Source organism: Nocardia sp. NPDC004568 (genome assembly GCF_040609955.1).
Taxonomy (GTDB): domain Bacteria; phylum Actinomycetota; class Actinomycetes; order Mycobacteriales; family Mycobacteriaceae; genus Nocardia.
Window position 1 is genome coordinate 36,811 of record NZ_JBEXLL010000049.1, and the last position, 15,642, is coordinate 52,452.

13 protein-coding genes are annotated in these 15,642 nt (G+C 69.7%); 7 read left to right on the forward strand and 6 right to left on the reverse strand.

Going from position 1 to position 15,642, the window contains the following annotated elements; genetic code table 11:
- Positions 1-119 precede the first annotated feature (119 nt).
- Positions 120-2,699: a bifunctional FO biosynthesis protein CofGH gene (locus ABZV91_RS21340; protein ID WP_355244325.1), complete on the reverse strand. Its 2,580-nt coding sequence runs from the start codon at positions 2,697-2,699 to the stop codon at positions 120-122.
- Between the two features lie 424 nt (positions 2,700-3,123).
- Here ABZV91_RS21340 and ABZV91_RS21345 point away from each other — a divergent pair, with 424 nt between their 5' ends.
- Entirely contained in the window at positions 3,124-3,636 is a 513-nt protein-coding gene (locus ABZV91_RS21345; RefSeq protein WP_355244328.1) for a PH domain-containing protein, read from the forward strand.
- On the forward strand, positions 3,633-5,264 hold the full coding sequence (locus tag ABZV91_RS21350; RefSeq protein WP_355244331.1) for a PH domain-containing protein: 1,632 nt from the start codon (positions 3,633-3,635) through the stop codon (positions 5,262-5,264). Before ABZV91_RS21345 ends, ABZV91_RS21350 begins: the two co-directional genes overlap by 4 nt.
- Positions 5,265-5,330: 66 nt before the next feature.
- Here ABZV91_RS21350 and ABZV91_RS21355 read toward each other — a convergent pair whose 3' ends face one another.
- Together ABZV91_RS21355 and ABZV91_RS21360 are read right to left on the reverse strand one after the other, a co-directional pair.
- Positions 5,331-5,681 (reverse strand): hypothetical protein, encoded by a 351-nt coding sequence (locus ABZV91_RS21355; RefSeq protein WP_355244333.1) that lies wholly within the window; start codon positions 5,679-5,681, stop codon positions 5,331-5,333.
- Between the two features lie 350 nt (positions 5,682-6,031).
- The gene (locus ABZV91_RS21360) at positions 6,032-6,790 is read right to left on the reverse strand and encodes a hypothetical protein (protein ID WP_355244336.1); all 759 of its coding nucleotides are present in this window, start codon (positions 6,788-6,790) and stop codon (positions 6,032-6,034) included.
- Positions 6,791-7,304: 514 nt separating this feature from the next.
- Here ABZV91_RS21360 and ABZV91_RS21365 point away from each other — a divergent pair.
- A complete protein-coding gene (locus ABZV91_RS21365; RefSeq protein ID WP_355244364.1) occupies positions 7,305-8,468 on the forward strand; it encodes a mannosyltransferase in 1,164 nt (387 codons plus the stop codon).
- Here ABZV91_RS21365 and ABZV91_RS21370 read toward each other — a convergent pair.
- Positions 8,416-8,703, reverse strand: a complete 288-nt coding sequence (locus tag ABZV91_RS21370; RefSeq protein WP_355244339.1) for a 4a-hydroxytetrahydrobiopterin dehydratase — start codon at positions 8,701-8,703, stop codon at positions 8,416-8,418. The genes ABZV91_RS21365 and ABZV91_RS21370 overlap by 53 nt on opposite strands.
- A gap of 204 nt (positions 8,704-8,907) precedes the next feature.
- On the reverse strand, positions 8,908-9,084 hold the full coding sequence (locus ABZV91_RS21375) for a hypothetical protein (RefSeq protein ID WP_085995458.1): 177 nt from the start codon (positions 9,082-9,084) through the stop codon (positions 8,908-8,910).
- A gap of 147 nt (positions 9,085-9,231) precedes the next feature.
- Between ABZV91_RS21375 and typA the strand changes: the two genes are divergently transcribed.
- The 4 genes from typA (at position 9,232) to ABZV91_RS21395 (ending at position 14,396) form a co-directional block, all read left to right on the forward strand.
- Entirely contained in the window at positions 9,232-11,130 is a 1,899-nt protein-coding gene (gene typA, locus ABZV91_RS21380; protein WP_355244341.1) for a translational GTPase TypA, read from the forward strand.
- 41 nt (positions 11,131-11,171) lie between these two features.
- A complete protein-coding gene (locus tag ABZV91_RS21385) occupies positions 11,172-12,959 on the forward strand; it encodes an ABC transporter family substrate-binding protein (protein WP_355244344.1) in 1,788 nt (595 codons plus the stop codon).
- Positions 12,956-13,852 (forward strand): N-acetyl-1-D-myo-inositol-2-amino-2-deoxy-alpha-D-glucopyranoside deacetylase, encoded by an 897-nt coding sequence (gene mshB, locus ABZV91_RS21390; protein ID WP_355244347.1) that lies wholly within the window; start codon positions 12,956-12,958, stop codon positions 13,850-13,852. Before ABZV91_RS21385 ends, mshB begins: the two co-directional genes overlap by 4 nt.
- An 88-nt stretch (positions 13,853-13,940) precedes the next feature.
- Complete coding sequence (locus tag ABZV91_RS21395) at positions 13,941-14,396, forward strand: hypothetical protein (protein ID WP_355244350.1); 456 nt, start codon at positions 13,941-13,943, stop codon at positions 14,394-14,396.
- 22 nt (positions 14,397-14,418) lie between these two features.
- Here ABZV91_RS21395 and ABZV91_RS21400 read toward each other — a convergent pair whose 3' ends face one another.
- Positions 14,419-15,135 carry a DUF1906 domain-containing protein gene (locus ABZV91_RS21400; RefSeq protein ID WP_355244353.1) on the reverse strand — a complete coding sequence of 239 codons (717 nt, stop codon included), beginning with the start codon at positions 15,133-15,135 and terminating at the stop codon, positions 14,419-14,421.
- Positions 15,136-15,642 lie beyond the last annotated feature (507 nt).

The following is a 15,642-nucleotide window of genomic DNA, read 5'->3' on the forward strand; positions in this document are numbered from 1 at the left end:
CGCCCGGTGAGCCTGCCCTAATACTCGGCGCCTCTTCCGGCGTCGCCTGACCGGAGATTCGTGGCCACGATCCTCACTACTGCGCTCGGTCGCTGCGCGCCTTCACGCGAGTTGCGCACCTAGACGAGTTCCAGGCCGGGGGCCGCTCTCCTCTCGGGCGGAACCCCATAGGTGGTGGTGCGTTCCCGGACCGGCCGCCCGAGGCCCTCGGCGATCTCGGTGAGTTCGGCCACCGTCTTTGCCGAACCATGCTGCGAACCCGCCATCCGGGAGATGGTCTCCTCCATGAGGGTACCGCCGAGGTCGTTGGCACCACTGCGCAACATCACCCGGGTGCCCGTGGTACCGAGTTTCACCCAGCTGGTCTGGATGTTGTCGATCCGGCCGTGCAGCATGATCCGGGCCAGGGCGTGCGCGGCGCGATTGTCGCGGTTCGTCGGGCCGGGGCGGGAGGCGCCGGCCAGGTAGAGCGGGGCACTCTGGTGGACGAACGGGAGCAGGACGAATTCGGTGAAACCGCCCGTCTCGTCCTGGATACCGCGCAGCACCCGCAGGTGCCCGACCCAGTGGCTGGGGTTGTCGACGTGCCCGTACATCATGGTCGAGCTCGACCGGAGCCCGACCTGGTGGGCGGTGGTGACCACATCGATCCAGGCGGAGGCCGGCAGTTTGCCCTTGGTGAGCACCCAGCGGACCTCGTCGTCGAGGATCTCGGCGGCGGTCCCGGGAATGGTGTCCAGCCCGGCTTCGCGCAGCGCGGTCAGCCAGTCCCGGACGCTCTCCCCGCCGCGGGAGGCGCCGTTGACGATCTCCATCGGGCTGAACGCGTGGACGTGCATGGACGGCACCCGCGCCTTCACGGCGCGCACCAGATCGGCGTAGCCGGTGACCGGCAGATCGGGGTCGATACCGCCCTGCATGCAGACCTCGGTCGCGCCGTCGACATAGGCCTCCCAGGCCCGGTCGGCGACCTCGTCGGTGCTGAGGGTGAAGGCGTCGGCGTCGCCCTTGCGCTGCGCGAACGCGCAGAACCGGCAGCCCGTGTAGCAGATATTGGTGAAGTTGATATTGCGGTTCACCACGTAGGTGACGTCGTCGCCGCAGACATCGCTGCGCAATTGGTCGGCCAGACCCGCGACGGCTTCCAGATCGGGCCCGTCGGCGGTGGCCAGTGCCAGGTACTGGGCATCGGTGAGACCGGCCGGATCCCGTTCGGCGGCGCGCAGCGCGGCCAGGACGTCGGCGTCCAGCCGCTGGGGTGCGGCGGCGAGATCGCGGACCTGTTCGCGGACGGTGTCCCAATCGCCGAACGCGTTGTCGATATCGCTGCGGGTATCGGTATTGCGGCCGGTGGTATCGATCTCGGTGTTGAGGTCGATACGCCCCGCCGACTCCCAGGATTCGTCCGGTTCCTGCCAGGGCAGACCCACCGGAAGCGCCCCCGGCTTCGCCAGTCCGGTCTCGGGGTCGGTGAGGGCCGCGACATGCGCGCCGATCCGCGGATCGATCCACGGATTACCCGCCCGCACGTACTTCGGGTGCGCCGACGTCCGCTCCACCAGTTCGAAACCGGCGGCGGCGGTGATCTCGGCCAGCGTGTCGAGATTGGGCCAGGGACGCTCGGGATTCACATGGTCGGGGGTCACCGGCGAGACGCCGCCCCAGTCGTCGATGCCGGCCTCCAGCAGGGCCCGGCATTCCTCGCCGGACACCAGGTTCGGCGGCGCCTGCACCGAGACGTCGGGGCCGACCAGCAGGCGGGTGACCGCGATGGTGGCCAGGAACTCGGTGAAGTCCGCGTCGGGCGCGTGCCGCATGGCGGTATCGTCCTTGGCCCGGAAGTTCTGCACGATCACTTCCTGGATGTGACCGAAGGCCTTGTGCTGCTTGCGGATAGCGGCGATAGTGTCGGCCCGCTCGGCCATGTTCTCCCCGATACCCACCAGCACTCCGGTGGTGTAGGGCACCGAGAGCCGGCCCGCGTCGGTGATGGCGCGCAGCCGTACCGCGGGGTCCTTGTCGGGGCTGCCGTAATGGCAGTTGCCCTTCTCGGTGAACAGCCGGGTCGCGGTGGTCTCGAGCATCATGCCCATCGACTGCGCCACCGGTTTCAGCCGCGAGATCTCCTCCCACGACATGACCCCGGGATTCAGATGCGGTAGCAGCCCGGTCTCCTCGAGCACCAGGATGGACACCGCGCGCAGATAGTCGAGGGTGGAATCGTAGCCGCGTTCGTCCAGCCACTGCGCGGCCTCGGGCCAGCGGGCCTCGGGCCGGTCGCCGAGGGTGAACAGCGCTTCCTTACAGCCCAGTTCGGCGCCGCGGCGCGCGATATCGAGCACCTCGTCGGGTTCCAGGAACATACCGCGCCCCTGCGCGCGCAGCTTGCCCGGCACTGTCACGAAAGTGCAGTAGTGGCAGGTATCGCGGCACAGATGAGTCAGCGGAATGAAGACATTGCGCGAATAGGTGATCGTGGCGGGTCGCCCGGCCGAGGCCAGCCCGGCGTCGCGTACCCGGGCGGCACTACGACACAGGTCGGCAAGGTCGTCACCGCGCGCGTGCAACAGGACCGTGGCCTCGTCGACATTCAGTGTGACCCCGTCACGTGCCCGGCGCAGCGCCCGGCGCATGGCGGACGGGGTCGGCACGGGAGTCGGGACGGTCGGTTCGGGTAGTTCGGTCACGCCCTCGATCATGCGGCACACATCCGGAACTGTCTCCTCCCAGGTCGTTGAGCGTTCACAACCGCGGTCCGGGCCGGGCTATTCCGTGCAGGTCGGCGCTGTGTTCGACGGCCCGCCTCCGGCGGGGGCCGGGGTTCTCGTAACCCCGGCCATGGATACCCGCCGTCCGGCAGTCCGGAAAGACCCGAGTAGACCTTCACCTCGGCCGACCCGGGTAGGCCCACGTCACTGTAGGTGCTCGATGGTCGCCGTTCCATGAGAACCGGCGGCACACGCTCCGTCGCACCGGAACCGGGCCCCGACCGGAATGGCGCCCATCCGGCCGGGCCGGAACGGCAGGACGGGCGAGACATGCGCTCCGGTGACCCGGGTATGTGCTCGATGGTCGCCATCTCTGGACAGTCGGCCGCAGGTCGAACCGTGCGACGATGAATATATGTCGCCGGACAGCCCGCCACGATCACCCGACGTTCTGGCCGATCCGTCGTGGCGGCCCAGTCCGCGCGCGAAGACGCTGTGGACCGTGCAGATCGCGCTGTCGTGGCTCGGCGTATTCGCCGTGCTGCTCGGGTGGGTCGCCTTCGACCCCGATCGCCGCACCTGGCAGGCGGCCGTCGCGGTCGCCGTGGTCCTCGCGGCCGCGCTCACCACCCTCGTGGTGCCCCGCTGGCGGTATCGGGTCCATCGCTGGGAGGTGACCGAGGACGCCGTCTACTCCCGATCGGGCTGGCTGACCCTGGAGAGCCGGGTCGCGCCGATCTCCCGGGTGCAGACCGTGGACACCGAACGCGGCCCGTTGGAACGCATTCTCGACCTGTCGACGGTCACGGTGACCACGGCCTCGTCCGCGGGTGCGGTGCACATCAGCCTGCTGGAGCGTGCGGTCGCCGAGCGGACGGTGACCCGGCTGACCGAGATCGCGGCACGTCACCGCGGTGACGCCACATGACAGGACCGCGTCCGGCGGATGTTCCGGGCCCGTCCACCGAGGCGGCGAGCGCCCCCGGCGCCGTCGCGCCGTGGCTGCGCCTGGATCGCCGGATGCTGCTGGTCCATCCGATCCAGGAGATCGTGAAGTTCCTGCCCGCCGTGATCGGCGCGGTGATTCTGGGCGTCAGCTCCGGTAACCCGCTCTACAGCCTGCTGGGCCTGGTATTCGTGGTCCCGTACGCGCTCACCCTCTGGTTCACCACCACCTACCGGGTCGGACCGACCCATGTCGAACTGCGCACCGGATTGGTGCGGCGGAGACGACTGGCGGTACCGCGGGCGCGCATCCGGTCGGTGGATATCGAGGCCGACCCGCTGCACCGGGTCCTGGGCTTGGCCGTGGTGGTGATCGGCACCGGGCAGGAAGCCGACGCCGGCGATCGATTCAGGCTGGACGCCCTCGCCGCCGGACACGTCCGGCCGCTGCGCGCCGAGTTGCTGGCCCACACCCGTACACCGCATACCGTTCCCGGCGATCCCGCTCCGGCCCACCGTCCCGCCGCGGGTACGGCGGTTCCCGCGGCAGAGCCGGGTGCGGAGATCGGCCACTGGCAGCCGGGCTGGGTCCGATACGCGCCGCTGTCGCTGACCGGTTTCGCGCTCGCCGCCTCGGCACTCGGCCTACTGGCGCAGTTCGGGCTCGGTGCCGCCGAGATCAGCATCACCCACGACACCGTCGACACAGTGCGCGATTTCGGGGTCCTGTCGCTGCTGCTCGCCGTCCTCGCGGCGTTGATCGTCCTGGTGGTCGTCGTCAGCGTGGCGGCGTGCGCGCACTACCTCGCCACCTATCACGGACTCCGCGTCACCGACTACGGCAGTACCCTGCAGATCCGTCGCGGACTGTTCACGCTGCGCCGGATCACCCTCGACACCGCACGCTTGCGCGGCGCCACCATCCGCGAACCGCTGCTGCTGCGCCGCGCCGGGGCCGCGCAGCTGGAAGCGGTGATGACCGGCGAGAACCCGCGCCAGAAGATCCTGCCGCAATCTCCTCGCGCGGCGGTCGAACGGACCCTGGCCCGGCTGCTGAGTCCGCATCGGAACGCGAACACCGCCGCGACCGTGGCACAGTCGGCCGCCCTCGCCGATATTCCGCTGACCCGGCACGGCCCGGCCGCCCGGCGCCGCCGCTACCTCCGGGCCTGCTGGCCGGTACCGCTCACCGCGGCGGCCCTGCTCCTCGCCGGCGCGCTGGGCCGGGATGTCGCGCTGTGGTGGTGGCTGCTGCCGGTCGCTCTGGCACCGGTCTGCGCCCTGCTCGCCGAGGACCGTTACCGCGGCCTCGGTCACGTGGTCGTCCCCGCCACCGCCGGCTCTCCCACCTGGCTGGTGGTCCGTGCCGGCTCCCTCGACCGCGAACGTACCTGCCTCGAAGCGCCCGGCATCATCGGCTGGACTGTGCGGCAGACCTTCTGGCAGCGCCGAGCCGGCCTGGCCACGGTGGGTGCCGCCACGGCAGCGGGTAAGAAGCTGTACCTCATCCAGGACATCCCGCTGGCACAGGCCTGGACCGTCCTGGATCGCATCGCCGCCGGCGGCACGAGCGGGCGCCCGGCCGATGCCGACCAAACGCGGAAGACATGAGTTACGGACAACGCGCACGTCGATCGATCCGGGTGCGCCGGCGGTACCACCGGTTACTTCGGAGTGTCAGGTCTGGCAGTGACGGGTGGCCGACTCCCGCAGATCCGGTTCGTCGGCGACCACCCGCAGGCCGGGCCGGGTATCCGGAGTCGCGTGATCACCCTTCCAGGACAGCAGGGACCATCGCGACAGCCCGGACAGGGCCGAGCCGAGACTGAGGAAGGATCCACTGGAGATCGCCGAACCGAACGAGCCGAGAGACCCGATCGACAGCACCGACCCCACGCTTCCGATGGACAGGATCGAATACGCGGAGCCGATGGACAGGATCGACCCCTCGGAGCGGATCGACAGAATCGACCGTGAGGAGCGCCGACTCCGGATTCCGGCCTTGCGCGAACTTTCGACAGTCGCCATCACCCCGGTTTACCACAGCCGGGCACCACACGCGGGACGCCACGAACCGATGTTCCGGCGCCGGCCGGGTCATCGGGAAAGCCACGGATCCCTTTTTCTCGCGGGGCCACGCGGCGCGATCTGCGGGTGCGGTCGGCCGTCCGGAAGCCGGTGACCACTCACGGTGCCGTGAACCCACCCGGGCCCGCGAGTGCGCCGGCGCGTGCCTTCCGTTCGCTCCGGATGGTTCTTCGTCCGCGATCGGGGCATGCCCGGGTTCGGAACAGCACAGCGAAGGAGCGCAGGGACCGAGAGCCGAAGTGGACCGGGGTCACGAAGGACCCCGGTCCCACCGTGGAAGCGCGGTCGACTCAGCCGACGGTGAAGAATCCGATGGTCGGCATGAAAGTGCAGCTGCGGGTTTCGGTTTCGGTGGCCTGGGTGGTGAGTCCGCCGCCGATCACCGCGACGACGCGGCCGGTGCCGGTGTTCGCGATGGCCGAGAGGGTGGCCGGGCCATCGGGATTGATCTTGGCCTCGTCGGTCAGCGGCTGGGAGCCGGCCTCACCGGTGTCGAGGTTGCGCCACTGCACCGTCATCGGCTGCACCTGCTCCGCCGTCGGGCGTTCGGTGCCCAGGGCGGTGAAGACGAAACCGGTCTGCCCGGCGGCCGGTCCGGGCGGCGGGAGCTGGGCCGGGCCGGGGACGGCGAGGGCGGTACCGACCGAGTCACCGGACGGGGCGATGCAGCCCTTACCGATGGTCGGATAGAGGAACTGGGCGATCGCCGGCCCGGATTCCGGGATCTCCGGCCCACCGCCGCCGCTGCCGTCCAGGAACGTGATGACCCGCTCCAGCGTCGATTTGATCTGCGGGGGCAGATTCACGGCGGCCAGCAACGCGCGGGCCTGGGACAGAATGGCCTCTTGCGGGCTGCCCGGCGCGGCGACGTCCTTGGCCGCCGGGGCCGGTGCGTTGACGATGGCCGGGGCCAGGGCGGCGAGAACGTCGACGGGAACCCCTTCGGGGACCATCGGGACGCTGCTCACCGACGCCTCGGTGGCAGGGGCCGCGACGGCTGTCGCGGGCGCCACGAGGGAGGCGCCCGCCGCAATGGCGAGCGCGGACATTGCGATCCGCGATCCTCGGGTGCGAAGCACTGGTCTAGCCGTCCTTACCTCGGGTACATCTGGGCGACGCTGAAAAGCCGTCGTTTCGGGGTCACTCTAAGGACACTGACGCGCGTTGTACAGCACCGGGGTCGGGATTGCGAGCCCCAATTCGCTGTGCTACTGAACAGTAGCCGGTAACACGAGTGACCAGTGTGAAAAATGAGGCGAATGCGCAGTCGTGACTCATCGGTTGCTCGATGGTTACCGGAGACCGTGCGCGATGTTTGCCGTCGGGAGCCCGGAGCACGCACCAGGCTCACGTTCGCGCGGAAACCGGTGGGGTTAATGTATTCCGGGCCGGAAAAACCGGCGACGCGCCCAACAGCACCGGGTCCGGCGGCCGGCCCGGACCGACTCGAAAGCTCGTGTATTGACTCAGCCCAGCGGCGCCCGGACCGACATTCGGGGGTTCGTACCGTATCGCCTGGCCCTGGTGGCGCTCGGAATCACCGTACTGGCGCGGCTGCTGTGGATGCTGCTGACCCCGAACGGGATGAACCTCGTCGACCTGCACGTCTATGTCGACGGGTCGGCGGCTCTGCTGACCGACCATCTCTACGATTTCACCTACGCCGAGAAGACGCCGGATTTCCCCCTCCCCTTCACTTATCCGCCGTTCGCCGCGGTGGTGTTCTTCCCGCTGCACTTCCTGCCGTTCACCGTGGTCGCCATGCTGTGGCTGTTCGCCATCGTCACCGCGCTGTACTGGGTGGTGCGGATCGCGTTCGAACTGATGCTGGGCCGGGACGCCCTGCGCGAAGCGCGGTGGCGCACCGCCATGGTGGCGTGGACGGCGGTGGGCCTCTGGTTCGAGCCGGTGCGCACCACGATCGACTACGGGCAGGTCAATGTCTTCCTGATGCTCGGCGTGATGGTCGCGATACGCAGTTCCCGGTGGTGGCTGTCGGGAACCCTCGTGGGCGCGGTCGCGGGTATCAAACTGACCCCGGCGATCAGCGGCCTCTATTTCGTGGCGCGGCGCCGCTGGGCCGCCGCCGCCTGGTCGGCGGTCGTCTTCGGGTTGACCGTGGCGGCCAGTTTCCTGATCAATCCGGAGGAGACACGCCGCTATTTCGGCACCCTGCTCGGTGACGCCGACCGGATCGGCCCGGTGGGCTCGGTATGGAACCAGTCGCTGCGCGGCGCGCAGAGCCGGCTGCTGGGCAGCGATGTGGGTACCGGGCCGTGGTGGATCGCGGGGGTCGCGGTCGCGGCCGCGCTGGGGTGGTGCGCGTGGCGTGCCCTACGCCGCGACGATCTGCTGGGCACGGTGCTGATCGTGCAGTTGTTCGGGCTGCTGGTCTCGCCCATCTCCTGGTCGCACCACTGGGGCTGGCTGCTGCCGACCGTGCTCTGGTTGCTCTACGGCCCGTATCGGGCGGTGCCCGGCGCGCGGATACTGGCCGGATACTGGCTGGTGACGACACTGATCGGCGCGCCCTGGGTGCTCTCGTTCCTGCAGGATTCGATCTGGACCATCTCCCGCTGGGGCGTGTGGTCCTGGCTCGGCACGGTGTACGTGCTCGGCGCGCTGGCCTGCTACGGCTGGATCGCCTGGGCGGGCCGGACGACCGCCCGGGCCGCTACGACGCCAGCCGATCTATCTCCCGGGCCAGCGCCACGTCCTGTGCCGTGAGGCCCCCCGCGGAGTGCGTGGACAGGGTGAAGGTGACCTTGCGCCACCGGATATCGATATCGGGATGGTGATTGGCCGATTCGGCGATATCGGCCACCTGCCGGACGAGTTCTATTCCGGCGGGAAAGGTGGCGGCCTCCACCGTGCGGGTCAGCGCGTCACCGGCCCGGCTCCACTCCGGCAGGGTTTCCAGAGCCGCGGTGATCTCGGATTCGGAGAGCAAAGGTGTGGTCATCTTGTCGTGGTACCCCGGAATCAGCCCCCTACAACCGCGACCGGTCCCTCCCCGACCGGCCGACTACTTCTCGAATCGCCGACTGCCGGACCTTCCCCGGCCGGTTGCCGGGCCTCGCGATCGCCGGATGCCCAACTCGTGCCGGACGCCGGAGCGCAGGCGGAGATCGGCCGTCGAAGCGAGAACTCGGCCCACGCCTCTCCCTCAGGCGGCGCGCGCCTTCTTGAGGCCCTTCTTCAGTTCCTTACCGGAGGCGCCCGCGGCCTCCAGGCGTTTCATCCGCATGATGACCACAGGGCATTTCACGCAGCGCGTCTTTTTACGACAGCACTTCTTCTTCGGCTTGAGGCTCGAAACCTCGCTCGCCTTGACCTTGCCCATGCGGGTTAGCATACCCTTACCTTTGGGCGGCGCCAGCAGGCCACCGGGTTCCCGGTAGGGTGTAACCGGCCCAGATGCCCGGTGAGTTCGAATCTCCCTGTGGCAGGGTCCGGCCGCAAGCAACAGTTAACAGCAGGAGGAACCGGCGTGTCGTCTGCACGCGATTTTCGCAACGTCGCCATCGTGGCGCACGTCGACCACGGTAAGACGACGCTCGTCGACGCCATGCTGCGGCAGTCCGGCGCATTCGCCGAGCGGGCCGAACCGGTCGACCGGGTGATGGACTCCGGCGACCTGGAACGCGAGAAAGGCATCACCATTCTCGCCAAGAACACCGCCGTGCACCGGCACCATCCGGATGGCAGCGTCACCGTCATCAATGTCATCGACACCCCGGGTCACGCCGACTTCGGCGGCGAGGTGGAACGCGGCCTGTCCATGGTCGACGGTGTGGTGCTCCTGGTCGACGCCTCCGAGGGCCCGCTCCCGCAGACCCGGTTCGTGCTGCGCAAGGCGCTGGCGGCCTGCCTGCCGGTGATCCTCGTGGTCAACAAGACCGACCGGCCCGACGCGCGGATCGCCGAGGTGGTCGAGGAGAGCCACGATCTGCTGCTGGACCTGGCCTCCGATCTCGACGACGACGCCGCCGAAGCGGCCGAACTCGCCCTCGACCTTCCGGTGCTCTACGCCTCCGGGCGCGCGGGCAAGGCGTCCAAGGAACAGCCGCAGAACGGCGAGGTACCGAACGCGGAGAACCTGGACGCGCTGTTCGACGTCCTGCTGGAGAACATCCCCGCCCCCAAGGGCGACCCGTCCGCGCCGCTGCAGGCCCATGTGACCAACCTCGACGCCTCGGCCTTCCTGGGCCGGCTCGCGCTGGTCCGCATCCACAACGGTGAACTTCGCAAGGGGCAGAACGTGGCGTGGATGCACGCCGACGGCGTGAAGAACGTCAAGATCACCGAACTGCTGCAGACGATCGGCGTCGAACGGCAGCCGGGTGAGATCGCGGTGGCCGGCGATATCGTCGCCGTCGCCGGTATCCCCGACATCATGATCGGCGACACCCTCGCCGACCAGGACGAGCCCGTCGCGCTGCCCCGCATCACGGTGGACGAACCGGCCATCTCGGTGGTGATCGGTACCAACACCTCGCCGCTGGTCGGCCGGGTCCAGGGCCACAAGCTCACCGCCCGCATGGTGAAATCGCGGCTCGATCAGGAGCTGGTGGGCAATGTCTCACTGCGGGTTCTCGATATCGGCCGCCCGGACGCCTGGGAGGTCCAGGGCCGCGGCGAGCTCGCGCTGGCGATCCTGGTCGAGCAGATGCGGCGCGAGGGTTTCGAACTGACCGTCGGTAAACCGCAGGTGGTGACCCGGCAGGTCGACGGCAAGGTGCACGAGCCCTACGAAGAGCTCACCATCGACTGCCCCGACGAGTACCTGGGCGCCATCACCCAGCTGCTGGCCGCCCGCAAGGGCAAGATGGTGCAGATGAACAATCACGCCGCGGGCTGGGTGCGGATGGAGTTCATCGTGCCGTCGCGCGGTCTGATCGGCTTCCGGACCGATTTCCTGACCGAGACCCGCGGCACCGGTATCGCCAACGCCGTCTCCCACGGGTACGCGCCGTGGGCCGGTGAGATCCGGGCCCGGCACACCGGTTCGCTGGTGTCCGACCGCTCCGGCTCGGTGACCCCCTTCGCCATGATCCAGCTCGCCGACCGCGGGCAGTTCTTCGTCGAACCGGGCGCGGAGACCTACGAGGGCATGGTCGTCGGGATCAATCCGCGCGCCGAGGATCTCGATATCAATGTGACCAAGGAAAAAAAGCTCACCAATATGCGCTCCTCCACCGCCGATGTGATGGAGACGCTCGCCAAGCCGTTGCAGCTCGATCTGGAAATGGCCATGGAGTTCTGCGCCGCCGACGAATGCGTCGAGGTCACCCCGGAGGTCGTGCGAGTGCGCAAGGTCACCCTGGCCGCCAACGAGCGGGCCCGGGAGCTGTCGCGCCGCAAGGCGCGCGACCGGGCCGCGCTGTAAGCGGTTTCGCCCCCGGACGGGCCGGCGCGGGTTTGGGTAGAGTGCCGAACGTGATTTCGGGGAGGCGCGCGGTGTGGCGCGGTCTGCTGGTGCTCGTGGCGGTGCTCGTTCCGGTGCTGACCGGATGCACTGCCGACCCGCCGCCGCCCATCGCCAGCACGGACAGCCCGAAGACCGAACCGGCGCAGCCGACCAAGAACACGGTGGTGGTCGCCATCGACGACATCGGGATCGGCTTCAACCCGCATCTGCGGTCGAACCAGTCCCCGGCGACCGCCGCGGTGGCGGCCATGGTGCTGCCGAGCCCGTTCCGGCCCACGCCCGACCCGGCGCTGCCCGGCGGCACGCTGTGGGTTCCGGATACGGCGCTGGTCGATTCGGCGACGGTGACCACCGAGGCCCCGTTCACCGTCACCTACAAGCTGAAGGACCAGGCGAACTGGTCCGACGGGGCGCCCATCGCGGCCGAGGACTTCCACTACCTGTGGCAGCAGATGATCACGCAGCCCGGTGTGATCGACCCGGCCGGGTACCGCCTCATCACCGAGGTCCGTTCCTCCGGCGGCGGTAAAACGGTGTCCGTGGTGTTCGACAAGCCCTATCCGGCCTGGCCGCAGCTCTTCGCGAACCTGTTGCCGTCGCATCTGATGAAGGATTCGCCGGGCGGCTTCCAGCGGACGCTGGTCGAGCAGATACCGGTCTCGGGCGGGAACTTCACCATCGAATCCGCCGATCCCGGCCGGGACGAGATCCTGCTGGAACGCAACGACCGCTACTGGGGCACCCCCGCCCGCCCCGACCAGATCCTGCTGCGCCGCGGCGGCACCCCCGCCCAGTTGGCCGATTCGCTGCGCACCGGCGACACCCAGATGGCGCTGGTCCACGGTGGGGTCGCCACCCAGGCCCAGCTGGCCGCGATCCCGTCGGTACGCACCGCGATCATGCCGCAGTCCCGGCAGCTCCGGCTCAACCTCAACGGACGCGACGGGGTACTCGGCGACCACCGGGTCCGGACCGCGGTTCTCGCGCTGCTCGATCCCGCGCTGCTGGCCACGGTCGGCGCACAGACCGGGAACTGGGTGGAACCGGTCCGCGCCCAGGTGCTCTCCCCCTCCGATCCCGGGTACACGCCGACCGAACCACCGCGTCTCAACCCCGATCAGGCGTTCGGGCTGCTGGCCGAGGCGGGGTTCGGCCGCGCCCCGGAGCCGCCGCCGGTATCGGCGACCTCACCGGCTCCGCGGCCCCGCTCGCTGGCCCGCAACGGGGAACCGCTGGTGCTGCGGATCGGCGCGGTGACCGGCGACGATACCGCGCTGGCGGTGGCCAATACCGCGGCCGATCAGCTGCGCAGTGCCGGGATCGACGCCTCGGTGCTCAGCCTGGCGGCGGACGAACTGTATGGCAAGGGCCTGGTGGAGAATTCCGTCGACGCGGTGGTGGGCTGGGAAGCGACCGGCGGTGATCCCGCCACCGCGCTGGCCTCCCGCTACGGATGCCCGCCCGCCCCGCCCAGCACGCCCACCACCGACGGTGAACCGGCCGAGGTTCCGGCCGCTGTGGAGGCCGCCCGCCGGGCGCCGAGCAATCTGTCCGGTCTCTGCGATCCGCAGTTCCAGCCGTCGATCGACGGGGCGCTGCACGGCGTGGAAGTACCGCGCACGCTGGGCGAAGCCGAACCCCGGCTGTGGGGCGCGTCCACGGTGCTGCCGATCGTGCAGGACAACGTGGTGGCCGCCGCCGGTCCCTCGGTGGACGGGGCGTCACTGAGCGGAGCGATCCAAGCCGGAATATTCGGCGACGCGGCGATGTGGCGGCGCGTCCCGTGACCGGCCCCGGCGGTAACCGCACGGGCGGGCTGCTGCTGATCCACGCCCACCCCGACGACGAGACCATCACCACGGGGGGCACGATCGCCCACTACCGGCGGCTCGGTGTCCCGGTGACGGTGGTGACCTGCACCCTCGGTGAAGAGGGCGAGGTGATCGGTAATCGCTGGGCCGGCCTGACCGCCGACCGCGCCGATCAACTCGGCGGATACCGGATCGGTGAACTCACCCGGGCGCTGGCCGAACTCGGCGCCGGGCCCCCGTGCTTTTTGGGCGGTGCCGGTCGTTGGCGCGATTCCGGTATGGCCGGAACTCCGTCGGCGGAGCATCCGCGGGCTTTCGTGAATTCCGGCGCGGCGGCGGTCCGGGCCCTCACCGAGGTGATCCTCGATCTGCGGCCCCGCGTGGTGGTGACCTACGACCCGCGCGGCGGCTACGGCCATCCGGACCATATCCGTGCGCATCAGGTCACCACCGAAGCCGTCGAAGCCGCGGCCGGGCAGGGCTGGGACACGCCCAAGTTGTACTGGACCGTGACCGACGCCGATATCCTGCGCGACCATCTGCGGGCGCTGGCCCGCCGCACGGTGGACGGCCTGCCCGGCGCGCTGCCCCCCGGCTGGCGGCTGCCCGCCGAGGACGAGTTGGCGTGTGTACCGGGAGATTCGGTGACCACGACGATCGATGTCACCGAATCGCTGCCCCGGAAACGCGCCGCGCTGCGCGCCCACGCCACCCAGCTGACGGTCGCGCCGTCGGGCCGGGAATTCGCATTGACCAATATGATCGCCCAGCCGGTCCTGCCGGAGGAGCACTACATCCTGGTCCGCGGTCGCGCCTGGGCCGGTGGCCCGGACGGCCGGGAAGACGACCTCTTCGCCGGTTCGGCGTAACCGAGCGGGGTCCGCCCACCAATAGACTCGTCACCATGCAGCACTCGGAATCGGAGAGCGGGACCGGCCCCCCAGCGACCACGCGACGGTGTTCGACGTTCCGGTCGCGCGGATGACCGCCGCGGTGGACGATCGAGCCGGTGCCGATTCCCGCGCCCGCTGGGCCGCGCTGGCGACCGCGGTGCTCGGCCCCGCGCTGATCGTGGTCCTGATCGTGGACGCGGTGATCACCTTGGCGCTGGAGGTGCTGTATCTGCCCTTCTATCTCGGCAGCGTCGCCGTACCGGTGGCCGCGCTGATCGCCGCGCCGGTCAACGTGGCTCTGGTGTGGGCGGCCGCCACCGTCACCACCCGGCTGACTGTGCTGTTCCTGCCGATCGCCGCCTGGCTGGGGGCTTTCCTGGTCGCGGCGAGCCGCGGCCCGGGCGGCGACGTCCCGCTGCGCAGCGATCTGCCCACGCTGCTGCTGTTCGTCTGTGGGGCGGTGGCGCCGCTGATCTACATGTACGTGGCCGCCAACCGGCCGAAAGGCCCGGCGCGCTGACCGGTCCGCCGGGCGGCGGTGGTCACCAGGCTCCGTACTCCGCGACGAGGATATCGTTCACATCCACGCCCACCCCGTCGACCGTGCGGTCGTCGATCTCGAACTGATGCAGATGGGCGGCCGGGTGCACGTACCCCGGCGCGGTCCCCCAGTCGTGCTGCCAGAACCACGCGCCCACGCCCGCCGCCCGGACCAGGTCGATGGTGGGCGCATTGGCGTAGACACCGGTGTTCTCCCGGCCCAGCACGGCCTGCCAGCCGAGCAGGTACGGCAGGATCATGGTGGCGAATTCCACGGGGTTCGGATTGTCGTCGATAGAGGCGTAGATCGGCCGGTTCTCCGGTCCCCCGGCGGCTCGGTGCAGCGCAAGCCCCCGCTCGGCGTGCCGGCGGCCCGCGTCGTATCCGCCCCGCCAATCGGCGGTGGGTCCTTTGCCGAACTGGTAGCAGGACACGATGGCCAACCCGGCCGCCCGCAGATCCTCGACTTCCCCGGCCAGCAGCGGTTTCCCGGCCATCCATTCCGCTCCCGGCCGGCGGTCGGACACATACCGGATGACCCCGGTGTGCCCGGCCGCCTTGATGGCCGCCGCGGACGGCACACCTCCCGCGTAATCGAGCAAGGTCCCGAGCGAAGCCGCACCGGCGCGGGGAGTTCCGAGGGCCGTCCCCACCGCGCCCGCGGCGACGGCGGCGGCCGTGTATCCGAGCAGAGCCCGGCGAGACAGTGCAGACACCATCGAGACTCCTTCGCACACCCCGGGTGAACAGCAACGGCGTGCCCGGCGCACCTTCCCCATCAGCACTGCGTGCGCCGGGAGCCTCGAACGGGGTAATTCCACCACATCCACCACACGACCGCCACGACCGACGACTGCCCGCGTCGCCGCCGGCCGGGGCATTGCCGGAGATCGACAGACCGGGGCGGATCACGCGGTCGGATGGGCAGCGCATACAGGCGGATCGAGCCGTGGAGCCGCGCTGTGCGCTGATCGCGAAGCTACCGTGTCGACACCAACGGATACCCGCGACAGCCCAGCAGCTGCGGACGTTGCCGACGCAATGCCCGACCAGCGCTGTGTGACAGACCGGAAAGGGATCCGGCAGCCCCCTCTCCCGGACGAGTCCGCCTACAGATCCGGATGTCGAGCGACGACGCAACCGCATGTGTCGAGTTCTGCGAGACACCTCCAAGGGTTGAGGCCCGTCTCGCCGTTTCGGCCTCGAAAGCGCCGCGCGAAGCGCAA